This is a genomic window from Plantibacter sp. ME-Dv--P-095 (assembly GCF_030209365.1).
Taxonomy (GTDB): Bacteria; Actinomycetota; Actinomycetes; order Actinomycetales; family Microbacteriaceae; genus Plantibacter.
In genome coordinates, this window is record NZ_JARVSB010000002.1 from 180,142 (window position 1) to 195,812 (window position 15,671).

Consider the following 15,671-nt stretch of genomic DNA (forward strand, 5'->3'; position numbering starts at 1 on the left):
TCCAGTCCCCGCGCCTCCCTCCGGTCCCTGAGCCTGTCGAAGGGCGCATCACCCGGTCTCGTTCAGCCACGCCGGGCATACTGGTGGCATGTTGGACTCCCTGCCAGGCGGCCCGTGGATCTGGGGCATCGCGATCGTCGGTCTCGTGCTGGTCGTCATCCTGCTGAACGCGACGCGGGCGAAGTCGGCGTTCGCCAAGCCGTACGAGCGGTACGACACGACCGAGATCCCGCCGGACACCCCGGGCACACGCGAGTACATCGTGCGCGACGACGCGACCGGGGCCCGGCTCCAGTTCGTGGCGTCCGGCCCCTCCGCGAGGATCGCCCTGGTCGTCGTGCCGCCCAAGCACCTCGGCACGGGCGTCGAGGCAGGGCTCTTCCGTGCCGCGCTGCCGGCGGCGCCAGGGGTCGACGCCTGGACGTGGCCGCCCCTCAACACCGACGGGTACACGATGCTCCTGGACCTCGCGCACGAGTTCCCGCACCTGGCGTTCTACGACGCCGAGGGCGTCCGGCTCCGGTGATCTCGGGGCTGTGGTCCGACCACAGCTGTCAATCGGCTGTCCGCGGCCGTGCATTCGAGCGCTCCGGCACCGGTGGCGGGCTGCCCCGGCTAGGCTAGAGCTGTGAATCCCAGCGCGACCCGACGTGTCAGCAGCCTGGCCAGCCAGGCCGGGCTTGCCGAACGCATGTTCGCGACCGGAGCGGACCGCAAGCTCGCCCGGACGATCGACGACGGCGTCGCCCGCCTCGAGATCGGGCTGGAGGAGCAGCTGGGCTTCACCGACGACCTCGTCGACGTGACGGCCCGCTATCTGCTCGAGGCCGGCGGCAAGCGGGTGCGCCCCCTGTTGACCATGCTCATCGCGCAGCTCGGCGACGGCATCACCGAGGACGTCCTGCAGGCGGCCGAGGCGATCGAGATCACGCACCTCGGCTCGCTGTACCACGACGACGTCATGGACGACGCCGACAAGCGCCGCGGCGTGCCCAGTGCGCACCAGGTGTTCGGGAACAACACGGCCATCCTCACCGGCGACCTCCTGTTCGCCCGGGCCAGCCAGATCATGGCCGACCTCGGCGAGCGCGCGATCCGGATCCAGGCCGCCACCTTCGAGCGCCTGGTCCTTGGGCAGCTGCACGAGACCACCGGACCCCGCGAGGGGCAGGACGAGGTCGAGCACTACATCCAGGTGCTCGCCGACAAGACCGGCTCGCTCATCGCCGCCGCCGCCCGCAGCGGTGTCGTGTTCTCCAACGCACCGGCCGAGTTCGAGAACGCGGTCGTGGAGTTCGGCGAGAAGGTGGGTATCGCGTTCCAGCTCATCGACGACGTCATCGACCTCTCGCCGCAGCCGGAGGAGACGGGCAAGGTGCCCGGTACCGACCTCCGGGCCGGTGTCGTCACCCTCCCGATGCTCTACCTCCGTCGAGAAGCCGCCACCGACCCCGAGGCGGCCGCGCTCGTCGCACGACTCGACGCCGAGGTCACCGAGACGGACCACGACCCGGTCCGCTTCGCCGCCCTCGTCGCCACCCTGCGCGACCACGCCGTCACCGCCCGCACGTTCGCCGAGGCGCAGCAGTGGGCCAACGAGGCGATCGCCGCACTCGCACCGCTGCCCGACGGCTCGGTGAAGAAGGCACTCGTGCACTTCGCGAAGGCGATCGTCGACCGCAGGAGCTGACACCGCCGCCGCTCCGGCACGACCGGGGTGGCACGGTGTCCGCGACGCGTACGCATCACGGCCGGAGTGCTCCTCCGGCCGGACCCGGAACCCCGCACGGGGACACGAAAGGAACCACCGTGACCAAGCTCAGGCTGGCCATCGTCGGCGCAGGACCCGCAGGCATCTACGCGGCGGACATCCTCCTCAAGGCGGAACGGAAGTTCGACGTCTCCATCGACCTCTTCGAGCAGCTCCCGGCTCCGTACGGACTCGTCCGCTACGGCGTCGCGCCGGACCACCCGCGGATCAAGGGCATCGTCAACGCCCTCCGCGACGTCCTCGACCGCGGCGACATCCGGATCTTCGGCAACGTGCGGTTCGGGGTCGACATCACGCTCGACGACCTCAAGCACCACTACAACGCGGTCATCTTCTCCACCGGAGCCGTCGAGGACGCCCCGCTCGACATCCCGGGGATCGACCTCGACGGGTCCTACGGTGCAGCTGAGTTCGTGAGCTGGTTCGACGGTCACCCGGACGTCCCGCGCACCTGGCCGCTCGAGGCGCAGTCGATCGCCGTCATCGGCAACGGCAACGTCGCGCTCGACGTCGCCCGCATGCTCGCGAAGCACCCGGAGGACCTCCTGCCGACGGAGATCCCGGCGAACGTCCACGAGGGTCTGCAGCAGTCGCCCGTGACCGACGTGCACGTCTTCGGCCGTCGCGGACCCGCGCAGGTGAAGTTCACGCCGCTGGAGTTGCGCGAACTCGGCGAGCTCAAGGACGTCGACATGATCCTCCACGACGAGGACTTCGACTACGACGACGCGTCGAAGGCCGCGGTGGCGAGCAACAAGCAGGTCATGGTCATCGACCGCGTCCTGCAGCAGTGGCGCACCCGCGAGGTCGGGCAGGCGTCCCGTCGCCTGCACCTGCACTTCTACGCGAAGCCGCTCGAGCTCGTCGACGACGGCGCCGGCAAGGTCGCGGCGTTCCGGTACGAGCGCACGCGTCCGGACGGACAGGGCGGGGTCGAGGGCACGGGCGAGGTCCGCGAGCTCCCGATCCAGGCGCTCTACCGCGCGGTGGGGTACTTCGGCAGCCCGCTGCCCGGTGTGCCCTTCGACGCGCGGCACGGCGTCATCCCCAACCACGAGGGCAAGGTGCTCCACCCCGAGAGCAACGAGCGCGTCCCCGGGGTCTACGCCACCGGGTGGATCAAGCGCGGGCCGGTCGGTCTCATCGGCCACACGAAGTCGGACGCCATGGAGACCGTCGCCCACGTCATCAACGACCAGGCCGACTGGTGGTCGCCGGCCGAGCCCGAGGAGGAGGCCGTCGTCGCCCTGCTCGAGTCGCGCGGGGTGGCCTACACGGACCTCGAGGGCTGGCACCTGCTCGATCAGCACGAGATCGCCCTCGGCGAGCCGCAGGGCCGCGCGCGCGTCAAGGTGGTCCCGCGCGAGGAGATGGTCGCCATCTCCCGTGCGCAGGATCCCGAGGGCGGCGTGCCGACCGTCTGATCGCTCGTCGAGCGTGACGCAGCCCGATCGATCGGGCTGCGTCAACCCGGTCGCCCGGACCATCGTCCGAAGTGTGCCGGTCACTATGCTGGACGAATGACCGACCCCAACGCGCCCCAAAACGTCCCGTCGGACCAGCCGACGTCCGTCCCGCCGTCCGATCCGCCGGCATTCGTCGCCGACGGCCAGCAGCAGTCGCAGCAGCAGCCGCGGTACGGCGAGATGCACCCGGACCCCGTGCAGCAGCAGTGGAACCAGACCGGCCAGCAGACGCCGGCGCCGCAGCAGGCGGGGCAGTGGAGCCAGCCGCAGTCCGGCGACCAGGGTGGCCAGTGGGGTCAGCCGCAGCAGGGCCAGTACGGCCAGCCGAACGACCCGTCCGCCGCGACGCAGCACACCGGCCAGTACGGACAGGAGACCGGCCAGTACGGTCAGGACGCCGGCCAGTACGGTCAGTCCCAGACCGGTCAGTACGGCCAGCCGCAGCACACCGGCCAGTACGGCGCGCCCCAGGCGCCCTACGGTCAGTCGCAGACCGGCCAGTACGGTCAGCCGCAGCAGCAGTACGCGCAGGCTCAGCCGAAGGCGCCGAACCCCCGGGCGCGCGAGACCCGTCTCGCGCTCATCTCGGTGGGCATCGCGGGCGGTATCGCTGCAGCCGTCGCCCTCGTGGGCCTCATCGGCTCCTTCTTCAGCATCTCGGAGTACTTCCCCGTCGGTGACGTCCTCCTGAGCTTCGGCGCCAACCTGGTGAACATCGCCCTGTGGGGTGCCGGCGCAGCGCTCATCCTGATCCTCGTCCGCCCCCTGACGCGGGTCCGCACGGCGCGAGACCTCGTGCAGTCGGTCGGTATCGCCGCCGCGGTCGGCACCGGTGTCATGATGCTCATCGTGCTGATCGTCACGATCGTGCGCGGCGTGGTCGAGCAGTACGGGACCGCGACGTTCATCGTCAACCAGGGCTTCCTGTCGCCGCTCCTCTACGGTGTGACGCTCGCCGGCTTCCTGACGATCGGTGCGCTGCTCGCAACGCGTTTCGTCGCACCCGAGGGGCTCGCCGATGCTCCGCGAGGTCAGCACGACCAGCACCAGCAGGGCCAGCACCACCAGCAGCAGCACGGCCAGCCGGAGCACGGTCAGCACCAGCAGGGTCAGCAGCAGCCGTACGGGCAGCAGCCGCAGGGCCCGCAGCAGCACAACCCCTACCAGCAGTAGTCGACGACCGGATGGTCCGCGCGGAAGCCGGACCATCCGGGGGTCGATCGCTCGCGCACGGTAACGTGGCGACATGGCGGGATCTCGAGGCTGGACGGACGACATCCTCGGCGAGGGGTTCCAGCAGCGCACGCTGACGCTCGAACCGGACGACGAGGGCGACGTCGTTGCGACGCTCGTCCGCTACCGGATGCCGCCGCTCGAACAGCTGGGCGAGTTCCTGCTCCCCGACGTCGCCGACGGGATCGACGTCCTGTACGTCCACGGCTGGTCGGACTACTTCTTCCAACGGCACCTCGCCCGCTTCTGGGCGAGACTCGGCGCACGGTTCTACGCGCTCGACCTGCGGAAGTACGGACGAAGCCTCCGGCCGCATCAGACGCCCGGGTACGTGGACGATCTCCGTACCTACGACGAGGACATCGAGGCCGCCCTCACCGTCATGGGGCACGGTGCGGCGGATCACGCCGCGGGTCGGCGGACCCGTCGCCGACTCGTCCTCCTCGGGCATTCGACGGGTGGCCTCACCCTGAGCCTGTGGACGGCGCGGAACCAGGACCGGGTCGCCGGGCTCGTCCTCAACAGTCCCTGGCTGGAGTTCCAGGCGAGACAGCTCGGTCGGCTCGCCATCGCTCCGCTCATCCAGGCCGGTTCCCGGATCGATCCTCGGGCCCAGCTCCCCGTCGTCGACCTTGGGTTCTACACCCGGTCCGTGTCGAGCACGATGGACGGCGCGTGGGACTACGACCTCGCGTGGCGGCCGCTCCACGGGTTCCCGCTGCACCCCGGTTGGCTGAACGCCATCCTCACCGGGCATCGTCTCGTCGACGCGGGTCTGCACCTGCGCGTCCCGGCGCTCACCCTGCTGTCGGCGCGGAGCGTCCTGCTCCCACGGTGGAACGACGCGATGCTGCGGAGCGACACGGCGTTGGACGTCGATGCGGTCGCCGAACGCGCGCTCGACCTCGGTGAGACCGTCACGATCGTCCGCCTCGACGGAGCGCTCCACGATGTCTTCCTCTCGGAGGAGCCGGTCAGGGAGCGCGCGTTCGACCAGATCGTCGCGTGGGGCCGTGGGTATCTCGCGGCGCCCGTCACGCGTCAGCGCTGAGTCGGAGGGTGGCGGCGTCGCGGGCCGGCCGGGCGCCGCGGATCGGGGCGACCGAAGGCGAGCCACTCGGCATAACTGTGGTCCTGGCCGATCGAACACCAGCAGGGGACGCCGACCTGCTGGTCGTCGCTCGATGTCCGGAAGACTTCGAGATGCGATCCGTCCGAGGGTCTCGAATGATCCACGTGTGCTCCAACGACCGGGCCCCGTGGTGTTCGGGGCGGGCATCGTCCGGCCGAGGGCCGGACGGAGCGCGGTGCGCTCCACTGGAGAGAGTGGATCAGTCGTCGGTCATGACGCGGTCACGCCGAAGCGCCGCGCCCGATCGACTCAGCGGTAGTTGACGAACTGGAGGTCGATGTCGAGGTCGGCGCCCTTGAGCAGCGCCATCGTGGCCTGGAGGTCGTCGCGGCTCTTCGACGAGACGCGCAGTTCGTCGCCCTGGATCTGCGACTTGACCGACTTCGGGCCCTCGTCGCGGATGAGCTTGTTGGCCTTCTTGGCGATCTCCTGGCTGATGCCCTCCTTGAGGGTCGCCTCGATCCGGTACTCCTTGCCGCTGGCGAAGGGGTCGCCGACCTCGAGGCTCTTCAGAGAGATGCCGCGCTTGATGAGCTTCGACTCGAACACGTCGAGGATCGCCTTCACGCGCTCCTCGGTGTTCGCCTTCATGAGGATCTTCTCGCCGCTCCAGGCGATCGACGCACCGACGTTCTTGAAGTCGTAGCGCTGCTCGACCTCCTTGTGTGCCTGATTGAGGGCGTTGTCCGCCTCCATCTTGTCGACCTTGCTCACGACGTCAAACGAGGAATCTGCCATGTGGACCATGGTACCGCCGGTGTCGGTCAGGCGGGTGTGGTTGGCTGGGGGAGATGCACAGCCCAGAGACGCAGGACCGGCCGACGGCCGCCAGACGACGGCGGTCCCTCGCAGGTGCCTCGATCCTCCTGGGGGCCATCCTGCTGAGCGGGTGTGCACCGGAGCCGGAACCCGTGCCGTACGCCAAACCCGTCGAGGTGCCGCCGAAGAGCGACGCCCCCGACGGTGGCGTGGCGAACGTGGATCTCGCCGACGAGGCGTGGGTGGCAGAGGTGTCGTCGTCGAGCGGCATCCCGGAACGCGCCCTCCGGTCCTACGCGGGCGCCGCCATCCGCAAAGCGGAGCTGACGCCGGAGTGCGGCATCGGATGGACGACGATCGCCGCGGTGGGGTTCGCCGAGAGCGACCACGGCCGCCACGACGGTTCGAAGCTCGGCGAGGACGGCGTCGTGACGCCACCGATCTTCGGCGTCCCCCTGCAGGGTGGCGAGACGGAGGAGATCACGGACACTGACCAGGGCGTCATCGACGGCGACCCGGTCCACGATCGGGCGGTCGGGCCATTCCAGTTCATCCCGGAGTCGTGGGAGAACTGGGGGACCGACGCGAGCGGCGACGGGGTCCTCGACCCGCAGAACCTCGACGACGCGGCGATGGCGGCTGCGAACTACCTCTGCCGGGCGAGCGACTACGACATGCGGAAGGAGGCGGGATGGCTGAGCGGGATCCGGGCCTACAACTCGTCCCCCGAGTACCTTCGACGGGTCGCCGCCGCTGCGAACGAGTACGCCGAAGCGGTGTCGTCAGCGGAGAAGTGAGCGGCCTGACGACTGGTCCTCTTGCTGATTTCGCGTCCGGCCATCTGGCGGCTATATTGGTCAAGCGCTTTCGGTTGGCTGTTCGAAAGTCGGTCGGGCGCGCTTGGCGAGTTACCCTAGCGGCCAAAGGGATCTGACTGTAAATCAGACGGCTCAGCCTTCGGGGGTTCGAATCCCTCACTCGCCACTGAACGATTGCCTCACCCCCGCGGGTGAGGCAATGTTCGTTTCTGGGACTGGTGCCTGTGGGTGCCGCCGGAGAGTCATGGGTTGCCGCCGCCGCTCGACGCCGCTGGACGCAGCCTCAGTTCTCAAGCCCGCCATGGTGGCCGAGCTCAACCGGGATGCCGAGGGTGTCGAAGTGCCCACGGGGTACGTCCACGACGGTCTCAACTCGGCATCTGGAATGTCAGTGGTCCATGGTGGACTGGTGTCATGACCGAGACCCCCACCGCGATCCGCGCGAGCGACGAGTACGCCGCGCAGCTCGCCGAGTTCTCGGACGAGTATGCGGAGATCGGTCGACTGCGGGCGGCACTCGACGCGCGAGAAGCGCGCCTGCTCGCGCGCTCCGCTGCGTATGCGGATGCTCTCGCTGACTCCGTCGTCCCCGCGATCTACCCGCCCGCAGAGCGGCGTGCACTCTCGCGGCGTTCGACGGGCGCGATGCTCGCGATGGCGACGCGTTCCTCGGAACAGACCGTCCTGCACGCCACAGACGACGCCGAGCGCCTCGTCAACGAGGCACCCATGGTGTTGGCGGCACTGGAGGCTGGCCTCATCTCCGGCCGGCATGCGCGCACGATCACGGACCAGCTTCGCGAGGTCCCGACCGTCGGCCGTGCCTCCTTCCTCGCCGAGGTGCTTCCCATCGCGGAACGGTCCACCGTTGCGCGGCTGAAGCAGCGCGCGAAGGACCTCCGCGAACGACTGCACCCGGAATCCATCACCGCCCGCGCGATCCGTTCCGGGGCGGACCGACGGGTGGAGTTCGAGTCCGCGGGCGACGGCATGGCGTGGGTGCACCTCTTCACCACGGCGCCCATCGCGCAGGGCATCGTCGAGCGGCTTGAGAGCGCGGCGTCCGAGGCGCGTCGCGCTGGCGACCAGCGCACCTGCGGTCAGCTGCAGGCCGACGCCCTCGCGGCCCTCGCTCTCATCGGCGTCACGCCGGACGATGTCGCTTCCAACCCCGTGCTCCCGCACCCGATCGAAGTGCAAGAGCACATCAGGCCTACCGTGCAGATCACCGTCCCGGCGCTCAGCATGGCCGGCGTCTCCGACGCACCCGCCACGCTCGATGGGTACGGTCCGATCGACCCCGAGACCGCCGCCCGCATCGCGGTCAACGCACCCTCCTTCACCCGCATCCTGGTCCAGCCGGAAACCGGAGCCGTCCTCTCCGTCGGCCGCGGCCAGTATCGCGTTCCCGCCGATCTCCAGCGGGCGGTGCGGCTCCGAGACGGCACCTGTCGGGCACCAGGGTGTGGGCGCCGCGCGAGAGCTTGCGACCTGGATCATTCGGTCGCCTGGCAGGACGGCGGAACGACAGACGTGGGGAATCTCGCCTGTCTCTGCCGACATCACCACCGGATGAAGCACCTCCCCGGCTGGGGCCTTGAACATCGACCGGGTGGAGTGCTCGACTGGACGACACCCGACGGCAAACACCATCGAACCGAGCCGGACCGCGCACCGTTCTGACCACGTCCGGTCCCTGAGCTTGTCGAAGGGTGCGCACTCCTCGGCGACCGGGCCGGCCAGGGCGCATGAGGCGGGCGGCCGTAGGGTGGTGGGGTGACCGGCCACGAAGAGCTCCTCAAGATCGCCACCGACATCGCCACCGACGCGGGGGAGCTGATCCTGCGCCGACGACGCGAGGGCGTCGAGATCGCCGCGAGCAAGTCCTCGATCGAGGACGTCGTCACGCGAGCCGACCGCGAGTCCGAGCAGTTCATCCGCGATCGTCTCCTCGCAGCCCGCCCCGACGACGGCTTCCTCGGTGAAGAGACCGGCGCGGAAGGCGGCTCGACCGGCACCTCGGGCCTCACCTGGGTGGTCGACCCCATCGACGGCACCGTCAACTACCTCTACGACATCCCCGCGTACGCCGTGAGCATCGGGGTCGTCGAGGGTGAACCCGATCCCGCCACCTGGACCACACTCGCCGGTGCCGTCGTGAACCCGGTGCTGGGCGAGTCGTACACGGCGGCCCGTGGATCCGGATCGCACCTCAACGGCCGCACGCTCGAGGTGAACCGGGGTGTCGCCCCGAACGTCGCCCTGCTCGGCACCGGCTTCTCGTACACGGCCTCGCGGAGGATGGAACAGGCCGCGGTCCTCGGTGCACTCCTCGGCACCTTCCGTGACGTCCGCCGGATCGGTTCCGCGGCCCTCGACCTCTGCAGCGTCGCGTCCGGCCGCCTGGACGCCTACTACGAGAGCGGGCTGAAGCCCTGGGATCAGGTCGCCGGGGCGCTCGTCGCGGCTGAAGCGGGCGCGACGGTCGCCGGGTTCGACGGCGCCCCCGCCACCACGAAGCTCATCATGGCCGCAGACGCACCCCTGCTCGACGTCCTCGAGCGCCTGCTCGTCGAGCAGGGCTTCGCCTCGTCCATCGGCTGAACCGTCGGCCCGGCGGCGAGGGACGCCCCGAAACGCTCCGGTCGCGACTCGTTCATAAGAGAACTCTCATATGGGCTCTGACCAGGGTTTTCCACAACAAAACCGAGCACTGCCATGGCTTTTTCAGGCTCCCGTTGCTAGCATTTATCTATTCGTTACGTCCGCGTTCCCCCGCGTGGACGGACTTCAAGCCCTATCTGCTAGCCCCATTGAAAGGCCCCCGCCCCCTTGTCACGCCATGCAAGCCCTGAGGACACCCCTGTGCTTCCCGACCCTCAGGACCCGCAGAACACGTCCGCCGAGCGAGACACTGCACCCGTGCAGACGCCTCCCCTCAGCCGCCGTGAACTCCGCGAACGCGAGCGTCAGGCGGCGGCAGCCCTCGAGCAGCAGGAGTCCGTGCTGCAGGACCCGACCCACGAGGCGAACGTCGCCGAGCCCGAGGCCGCTCAGGCTGTCGACCCCGTCGACGAGATGATCGCCGAGGCGATCGAAGCCGTCCACACGTTGGACGTCGCCGACCTCGCGCCGGCCGAGTCCGAGTCGCTCATCGCCGAGCCGACCCTCGCCCCCGACGCCACCACGCCGACGTCCTCCGTTCCCGTCGACACCGACATCCCCCTCGCCGACGCCTCGCGTCCGCGCCGCTCGACCCGGGCCACCTCCGCTCCCGCGTCGACGACGAAGCCCCGCAACACGAGTCGTCCGGCGTCCACGCCTGCCGCTCCTCGCCCCTCGGGCATCGCACGCAAGCGCCGCATCACCACCAAGATCTTCGCCGGTGCCGCGATGGGCTTCGTCGCCCTCATGGCCGTCGCGACCTCCGTCCCGGCCAACGCGCTCCTCACCGCTGAAGACGTCGCGACGTCGGTCGCCGAGGCCTCCCAGGCTGAGCTCGGCGACGGCAACGGGCTCAGCAACCAGGCCTCCCAGTCGCTCGACAGCGAGGGCTCGGCAGAACTGACCTTCACCCGCGACGACTACACGACGAGCACCGTCGAAGAAGCCGCCGCCGCGATGGGCATCCGCCCCGCCAACACCTTCACCAACAACCCGAACGGCACCATCCAGTGGCCGTTCGCCGTCGGTGTGACCATCGGCGACCGCTTCGGTGCTCGCGACTGCGCAGGCTGCTCCAGCGACCACCACGGCCAGGACTTCAACCCCGGCAACGGCGCACCCATCCAGGTCATCGCCGACGGCGTCGTCCGCCACGTCGAAGACGGCGAAGGCTCGCTCGGCGTCAACGTCATCGTCGACCACACGATCAACGGCCGCCTCGTCTCGAGCGTCTACGCGCACATGCAGCACGGCTCCGTCCGGGTCACCGAGGGGCAGGCCATCAAGGTCGGCACCATCCTCGGCCTCACCGGCTCCACCGGTATGTCCACCGGGCCGCACCTGCACTTCGAGATCCGACTCGACGGCGTCACCTGGGTCGACCCGCTCGAGTGGTTGTACGCCAACGTCAACTGACGTCGCGGACCCCGCCACCTGACGAACGCCTCGCCCGAGTCCGGGCGGGGCGTTCGTGTTTCTGCCGACAGCGGAGTGGGTGGGTGCCCTTCGACAGGCTCAGGGACCAGAGGAGATCGGCGTTCGGCTCAGCGACCTGCACGACGAAGGCCCGCCGGCTGATGCCGACGGGCCTTCGTTCGTGACGGGGAGGGTTACTGACCCTGCTCCTGGTACTTCGCCTCGGTGGCGGCCTTCTGCGGCTTCCACCAGGACTCGTTGTCGCGGTACCAGGCGATCGTGTCGGCGAGGCCGGCCTCGAAGTCGCTGAAGGCCGGCGTCCAGCCGAGTTCCGTGCGCAGCTTCGACGAGTCGATCGCGTAGCGGAGGTCGTGGCCCGGGCGGTCGTTCACGTGGTCGTAGGCGTCGGCCGACTGACCCAGCTGCGTGAGGATGAGCTCCACGACGTCCTTGTTGTTCTTCTCACCGTCGGCACCGATGAGGTACGTCTCGCCGATGACCCCCTTGTCGAGGATGGTGAGCACCGCGGAGGAGTGGTCGTTCGCGTGGATCCAGTCGCGGACGTTCTCGCCGGTGCCGTACAGCTTCGGACGCTCGCCGCCGAGGACGTTCGTGATCTGACGCGGGATGAACTTCTCCACGTGCTGGTACGGACCGTAGTTGTTCGAGCAGTTCGAGATCGTCGCCTTGACGCCGAAGGAACGCACCCACGCGCGGACGAGGAGGTCGCTGCCGGCCTTCGTCGACGAGTACGGGCTCGACGGGTTGTACGGGGTCTGCTCCGTGAACCGCTCCGGGTCGTCGAGCTCGAGGTCGCCGTAGACCTCGTCCGTCGAGATGTGGTGGAACCGGGTCCCGTGCTTGCGAGCAGCCTCGAGCAGCGTGTACGTGCCGATGATGTTGGTGTCGAGGAACGGGCGGGGGTCGTGCAACGAGTTGTCGTTGTGCGACTCGGCCGCGTAGTGCACGACGGCGTCATGGCGAGCGAAGAGCTCATCGACGAGCGTCGCGTCCTGGATGTCGCCGACGACCAGCTCGAAACGATCGGCCGGGAGGCCGTCGAGCGAGGCGCGGTTGCCCGCGTAGGTCATCTTGTCGAGGACGGTCACCGAGTGATCGGTGTTGTTCAGGACGTAGTGGACGAAGTTCGAGCCGATGAATCCGGCGCCGCCGGTAACGAGAAGTCTGGACACGAGAACCGAGTCTACCCGGCGGTCTCTGGAAGCCGGGGGAGAATCCTGCTCCTGAGCCGACGGGTGTCCGCCCCGCCGCGGCTCAGTGTCCGGGCAGGATCCGGCGCAGCAGGTTCGTGTTCGCGAGGTCGAGGAGTTCGTCACCCCGACCCGACATGACCGTGCGGAGCGCGTAGAGCGTGAACCCCTTCATCTGCTCCGCCGTGATCGTCGGCGGGATCGACAGTTCCTGCCGTGCCGTCACGACGTCGACGAGCGCCGGACCGTCGTGCTCGAACGCGCGCCGGATGGCACCCTCCAGATCGCTCGCCCGCTCGACGCGTTCGCCGTGGATGCCCATCGCCTCGGCGACGCGGGCGAAGTCCGGGTTCTGGAGGTCCGTGCCATAGTTCACGAAACCGGCCGCCTTCATCTCCAGCTCGACGAAGTTCAGCGAGGAGTTGTTGACGACGACGACCTTCACGGGGAGCCGGTTCTGCGTGAGCGAGATGAGCTCACCGAGCAGCATGGTGAGGCCGCCGTCGCCGGCGAGCGCGACGACCTGCCTGCCGGGCTGCGACGCCTGGGCGCCGAGGCCCTGCGAGACCGCGTTCGCCATGCTGCCGTGGCTGAAGGACCCGATCAGCCGGCGTCGTCCGTTCATGGTGAGGTACCGCGACGCCCAGACGACGGGCGAACCGACGTCGGGGATGAACACGGCGTCGTCGGTGGCGAGCTCGTCGATGACCTTCGCGAGGTACTGCGGGTGGATGGCCTGGCGGTCGTGGTCGGCGGTCGCGAGTTCGTCGAGGCCCTTCCGGGAGCTGCGGTAGTGCTTGAGCGCCTCGTCGAGGTGCTTCCGGTGCGTCTTGCGTTCGAGTTTCGGCAGGAGGGCGTCGAGGGTGTCGCGGACGGTGCCGACGAGTGGGAGGTCGACGGGGTGCCGTCGGCCGATCTGCTCGCCCCGAATGTCCACCTGGATGACGGTCGCGTCCTCGGGGAAGAACTGGGGGTAGGGGAAGTCGGTGCCGAGCATCAGCAGCACGTCGCACGACAGCATGGCGTGATAGCCGCTGGCGAAGCCGAGGAGTCCGGTCATGCCGACGTCGAAGGGATTGTCGTATTCGACGTGCTCCTTGCCGCGGAGCGCGTGCACGATGGGGGCGCCGAGGGCGTCGGCGGTCGCGATGAGTTGCTCGTGGGCGCCCTTCACACCCGCGCCGGCGAGGATCGTGACGCGCTTGCCGGCGTTCAGGAGGCGGGCCGCTTCATCGAGTTCGTGGGCGGCGGGCAGGATGCGCGGCTGCGTCGCCCGGATCGCCGAGACGTGCTCGGAGACCGCGTGCTGCAGCATGACGTCGCCCGGCACGACGACGACCGCGACCCCGCGACGTTCCACCGCGGTGCGCATCGCGATCTCGAGGACCCGGGGCAGCTGCTCGGGCATGGAGACGAGCTCGACGTAGACGCTGCACTCACGGAACAACTCCTGCGGGTGCGTCTCCTGGAAGTAGGTCGTGCCGATCTCGGAACTCGGGATGTGCGCGGCGATCGCGAGGACCGGCACGCGCGAGCGGTTCGCGTCGAACAAACCGTTGATGAGGTGGAGGTTGCCGGGCCCGCAGCTGGCGGCGACGACGGCGAGTTCCCCGGTCAGCTCGGCTTCGGCTGCCGCGGCGAACGCGGCCGCCTCCTCGTGGCGGACGTGCACCCACTCGATCCGTCCGTTGGTCCGGAGGGCGTCCGTGAACCCGTTCAGTGAATCGCCGGGCAGTCCGTACACCCGCTGCACCCCACTGGCTTCGAGCGTGGCGACGACGGTTTCGGCGACAGTGGACATGGGTGCTCCTCGCAGCTGGCGACTCTCGGTCCGGGGTTCCCGGTCCTTCCATGCTCCTCGGGTGGTCCGAGCGTCACAAGGGAGCGACTCGGCCTTGCAGAGCCCTACCAGGTGCGGTAACGCTTCTCAACACTCCGGGGTCAATCCACCTGAACGACGAACGCCTTGTAGCGTGGATGTTGGAACAGCCTGCCGACGACGCGGTGGTGCGGCCAACATCGACTGCACCGTGAAAGGGGCGGCCGTGAGTGACTCCCTGCACCGACCGCCGGCACACGCGGGATCGGTGACCGATCCCGCCGCCATGTTCACCGAGCACAGCGAGACGGTCGTCACCGGCGTGAGCCTGTCCAACGGCCGTTACAGCATCGGCGAGCAGCTCGGTTCGGGCGGTTCCGCGAACGTCTACCGGGCTCGCGACGAGCTCCTGTCGCGACCCGTGGCCGTGAAGCTCTTCCGCGACGAGGCGGCGACCGCGAACGACCGCCTCCGCCAGGAGCGCGAGATCCGCCTGCTCGGCGAACTGCGCCACCCGGGTCTCGTGGAGCTGTACGACTCCGGTTCCGTCGTCCACCGTGGCGTCGAGCACCGCTTCCTGGTGATGGAGTACATCCCCGGTGCCACGCTCACCGACAAGCTGCAGGCGGGCCCGATGCTGCCGCGCGATGCCGCTGCGCTCGGCGCCCAGGTGGCCGACGCCCTGTCCTTCATCCACACGCGGTCGATCGTCCACCGCGACATCAAGCCCGACAACATGCTCTTCAGCGACATCGCCGCCTTCGGGCACGCGAACCTCGTGAAGCTGTCCGACTTCGGGATCGCCCACTTCATCGGCGGCTCCCGCTTGACGAACACCGAGGCGATCTCCGGGACCGCGAACTACCTCTCACCCGAGCAGGCGCTCGGCGACACGGTCAGCACGGAGACGGACATCTACTCGCTGGGCCTCGTGCTGCTCGAGGCGATCACGGGCCGTCGTGAGTTCGACGGCGGTCTCGTCGAGTCCGCGATCGCGCGGTTGCACCGCGATCCCGTGATCCCGCCCGAGCTGCCGGCCGCCTGGCACCCGCTCCTGCGTTCGATGACGGCCCGTCGCCCGGAGGACCGGCCGGCGGCCCACGAAGTCGCCTCGACCCTGCGCGAGATCTGGTCGGAATCCCGTGTCCGACGCGTCCGCCGGGTGCGCGCGCGTCTCGGGCTCGTGACCGAACGAGGCGTCGATCCGCGGATCGCACTGCTGCTCGCCGGCGCCACGGCCGCTGCCGGCCTCGCCATCGGTGTGGCCATCGGCATCTTCGCCTTCTGACCCCGTCAGCTCCCGCCCTACCACGTTTCGCGCGCTTCCGGGGAAGTCAGCCGGCCGGTGTACGGTCTCATCAACGATCGATTCCTTCGAGTGA

At 69.1% G+C, this 15,671-nt stretch carries 13 protein-coding genes and 1 tRNA gene; 11 read left to right on the forward strand and 3 right to left on the reverse strand.

The window, feature by feature from the left end:
• Window positions 1-88 precede the first annotated feature (88 nt).
• The 5 genes from QRN26_RS01970 (at window position 89) to QRN26_RS01990 (ending at window position 5,521) form a co-directional block, all read left to right on the forward strand.
• On the forward strand, window positions 89-526 hold the full coding sequence (locus QRN26_RS01970; RefSeq protein ID WP_285035062.1) for a hypothetical protein: 438 nt from the start codon (window positions 89-91) through the stop codon (window positions 524-526).
• 102 nt (window positions 527-628) lie between these two features.
• Window positions 629-1,690, forward strand: a complete 1,062-nt coding sequence (locus tag QRN26_RS01975) for a polyprenyl synthetase family protein (protein WP_056776705.1) — start codon at window positions 629-631, stop codon at window positions 1,688-1,690.
• A gap of 119 nt (window positions 1,691-1,809) precedes the next feature.
• Window positions 1,810-3,195 (forward strand): FAD-dependent oxidoreductase, encoded by a 1,386-nt coding sequence (locus QRN26_RS01980; RefSeq protein WP_285035063.1) that lies wholly within the window; start codon window positions 1,810-1,812, stop codon window positions 3,193-3,195.
• A gap of 96 nt (window positions 3,196-3,291) precedes the next feature.
• Window positions 3,292-4,410 carry a hypothetical protein gene (locus QRN26_RS01985; RefSeq protein WP_285035064.1) on the forward strand — a complete coding sequence of 373 codons (1,119 nt, stop codon included), beginning with the start codon at window positions 3,292-3,294 and terminating at the stop codon, window positions 4,408-4,410.
• Window positions 4,411-4,483: 73 nt separating this feature from the next.
• Complete coding sequence (locus tag QRN26_RS01990; protein WP_285035065.1) at window positions 4,484-5,521, forward strand: alpha/beta hydrolase; 1,038 nt, start codon at window positions 4,484-4,486, stop codon at window positions 5,519-5,521.
• A 330-nt stretch (window positions 5,522-5,851) separates the two neighbouring features.
• Here the strand turns inward: QRN26_RS01990 and QRN26_RS01995 are convergent, their stop codons facing one another.
• Window positions 5,852-6,340, reverse strand: a complete 489-nt coding sequence (locus QRN26_RS01995) for a YajQ family cyclic di-GMP-binding protein (protein WP_056014685.1) — start codon at window positions 6,338-6,340, stop codon at window positions 5,852-5,854.
• Window positions 6,341-6,393: 53 nt separating this feature from the next.
• On the opposite strand from QRN26_RS01995, the gene QRN26_RS02000 reads away from it, so the two are divergent.
• The 5 genes from QRN26_RS02000 (at window position 6,394) to QRN26_RS02020 (ending at window position 11,259) form a co-directional block, all read left to right on the forward strand.
• Window positions 6,394-7,158: a lytic transglycosylase domain-containing protein gene (locus QRN26_RS02000; RefSeq protein ID WP_285035066.1), complete on the forward strand. Its 765-nt coding sequence runs from the start codon at window positions 6,394-6,396 to the stop codon at window positions 7,156-7,158.
• A gap of 105 nt (window positions 7,159-7,263) precedes the next feature.
• Window positions 7,264-7,345 (forward strand) — tRNA-Tyr (locus QRN26_RS02005).
• Window positions 7,346-7,593: 248 nt separating this feature from the next.
• A complete protein-coding gene (locus QRN26_RS02010; RefSeq protein ID WP_285035067.1) occupies window positions 7,594-8,862 on the forward strand; it encodes an HNH endonuclease signature motif containing protein in 1,269 nt (422 codons plus the stop codon).
• Window positions 8,863-8,955: 93 nt separating this feature from the next.
• On the forward strand, window positions 8,956-9,783 hold the full coding sequence (locus QRN26_RS02015; RefSeq protein WP_056013989.1) for an inositol monophosphatase family protein: 828 nt from the start codon (window positions 8,956-8,958) through the stop codon (window positions 9,781-9,783).
• Between the two features lie 318 nt (window positions 9,784-10,101).
• Window positions 10,102-11,259 carry a peptidoglycan DD-metalloendopeptidase family protein gene (locus QRN26_RS02020; RefSeq protein ID WP_285035069.1) on the forward strand — a complete coding sequence of 386 codons (1,158 nt, stop codon included), beginning with the start codon at window positions 10,102-10,104 and terminating at the stop codon, window positions 11,257-11,259.
• A 194-nt stretch (window positions 11,260-11,453) separates the two neighbouring features.
• Here the strand turns inward: QRN26_RS02020 and rfbB are convergent, their stop codons facing one another.
• Together rfbB and poxB are read right to left on the reverse strand one after the other, a co-directional pair.
• The gene (gene rfbB, locus QRN26_RS02025; RefSeq protein WP_056013996.1) at window positions 11,454-12,452 is read right to left on the reverse strand and encodes a dTDP-glucose 4,6-dehydratase; all 999 of its coding nucleotides are present in this window, start codon (window positions 12,450-12,452) and stop codon (window positions 11,454-11,456) included.
• A gap of 82 nt (window positions 12,453-12,534) precedes the next feature.
• Complete coding sequence (poxB, locus tag QRN26_RS02030; protein ID WP_056013999.1) at window positions 12,535-14,271, reverse strand: ubiquinone-dependent pyruvate dehydrogenase; 1,737 nt, start codon at window positions 14,269-14,271, stop codon at window positions 12,535-12,537.
• A gap of 244 nt (window positions 14,272-14,515) precedes the next feature.
• On the opposite strand from poxB, the gene QRN26_RS02035 reads away from it, so the two are divergent.
• Window positions 14,516-15,577 (forward strand): serine/threonine-protein kinase, encoded by a 1,062-nt coding sequence (locus QRN26_RS02035; RefSeq protein WP_285035071.1) that lies wholly within the window; start codon window positions 14,516-14,518, stop codon window positions 15,575-15,577.
• Window positions 15,578-15,671: the final 94 nt, after the last annotated feature.